The sequence below is a fragment of the Prevotellamassilia timonensis genome, assembly GCF_021531665.1.
Taxonomy (GTDB): domain Bacteria; phylum Bacteroidota; class Bacteroidia; order Bacteroidales; family Bacteroidaceae; genus Alloprevotella.
Map to the genome: position 1 here is coordinate 1 of NZ_JADYUH010000103.1, position 1,766 is coordinate 1,766.

Sequence of the window (1,766 nt, forward strand, 5' to 3'; positions counted from 1 at the left end):
TTGACGTACCGATGAAGGCTGCCATGCGGCGCATCAGTCTGTACACACGGCTGCGCGGCGGCTTCACCCGTACTTCCGTCAGTTGCATGAGGTTCTTCAGCGTCGCCATCTGACGCTCGGAGTAGCGGTCAAACTCGTCCATACTGATGAGCGCATATTCCACCAACAGTTTCTCGGAGTGGGCGTCGGAGGTGAGGTCAAATTTATCGGTATAGTAAGCGCGTAGTTTCTTCGGCAGGAGCATGCGGCAGAACGTACTCTTGCCCAGTCCCTGGCGCTCACTGACCAGCAGCGGAGCAATCTGACAATCATACACATCCGCGCTTTCTTCTTCGCCGAGCCAGCCTTTCACCGCGCCGCGCAGCCAGCGGCGGAATACCTTGTTCCAGAGTTCGTCCGAGGAGATGCGCGCCGCGAGTTCTCCGACGCGGTCTCTGCCGTCCCAGGCGGGGAGGGCACGGAGGTAGTCGCGCAGGGGGAAGTAGAGGGGTACTTCCTCCGAGCGGATATAGCCATCCACGAGGCTGCGGTAGCAGTTGGGATATATTTCTTGTACGCTCCAGATGATGGAGTTTTGGAGTCTTTCGTCCATGACTCTGAAGGGGGCGTCTTCTCCTTTGCGGCGCGCCTCGGGTGCGAAGTTCGTGGCGTTGCAGCGCACGTCCCACTGTGCCTCAATCACTTCCTTCACCTGACTCGGGCGTACGTAGAAATCTGCCGTGCGTCCGGCTTTTTTCTTTGAAACGTCTTGTGCCTGAGGGGCTTTTTGTGAACGAGGGGCTTTTGGGGACTGAGCGAGTTTCTGCGCGTCCTGTGCTTTTTGCGTTTGCTGCGACTCTTGCACGTCCTGCGCGTCTTGCGCATCTTGCGGTTCTTGTACTTTCTGCACATGCGACGCCGGAGGAGTAGCGAAGAAGTCGGGGTTCTGCCACTCGTATGTCTTTCTCATCGGGAGGGGATCCTTCGCCATCAACGCGCAGAGTTCCCCGAGATTTGCGAAGATGTCCTTGACTAATCTTTTCGCCAAAAGGACTTTTAGATTCTTTGTTTGCATAAATATATATTTTTGAGTTTGTTACGAAACTGAAAGGGGTCGGAGTAGTATGTGGAAACCGTCCGAGAAGGCGTTCGGAAACCGTCCAAGGAGGCGTTCGGAAAAGGTAATACCTCACCCTGTCTTGACCGAAGCGTCAAGATGAATCCTTTGGAGTAACAAGCCTATTGGAACGGAGATTCATACTACCCGAACCCGTTTGCAAATATACGTTCCGAAAAAGGCGAATGCAAGTTTTTTGCCCACTATTTTCTTTTGCCCATTTGTCAAGAAGTCTTAAATTACTCTCATTATAACGACAAAAACCGCACAACTTGAAAAAGTAAGTAGGATTCGCGCGCAAACGCGCGTTTTCGCCTTTCCGACCTATACGGTTTTCAAGGGGTTCATACACTCTCGGCAAACCCTACACAAAGCGGGTTTAAAGTTTGATAATCAGCAGCGTTAGGTGTGTAGGGTCGGGTCGGAAAATCCTACATGAAACCTTACATGATGCAGGGTTTCTCGGCGGAGTATGTGGGGTCGATTTCGGCAGCGTGTGGAGTGTAGGGTCGGCGGGGAAGTGAACAAATCATTGGGCGATTTTTACCTAACGTCTTGAGCCTTAGCGGTTTCCCTTGACTCAAAAATCTGGAGTCAAAAGTGTCTTTTTCTTAAGTCATTGGTTTTTAGGAAGTTGGCGGGTCGCTCGGAGTGAACATTAAAAAAACTT

The 1,766-nt window shown here is 51.9% G+C and carries 1 protein-coding gene; it reads right to left on the reverse strand.

Annotation, left to right across the window (positions count from 1 at the left end):
• On the reverse strand, nt 1-1,054 hold a 1,054-nt coding region (locus I6E40_RS10510; RefSeq protein WP_317207411.1), incomplete at its 3' end, for a VapE domain-containing protein.
• Between the last annotated feature and the right edge of the window lie 712 nt (nt 1,055-1,766).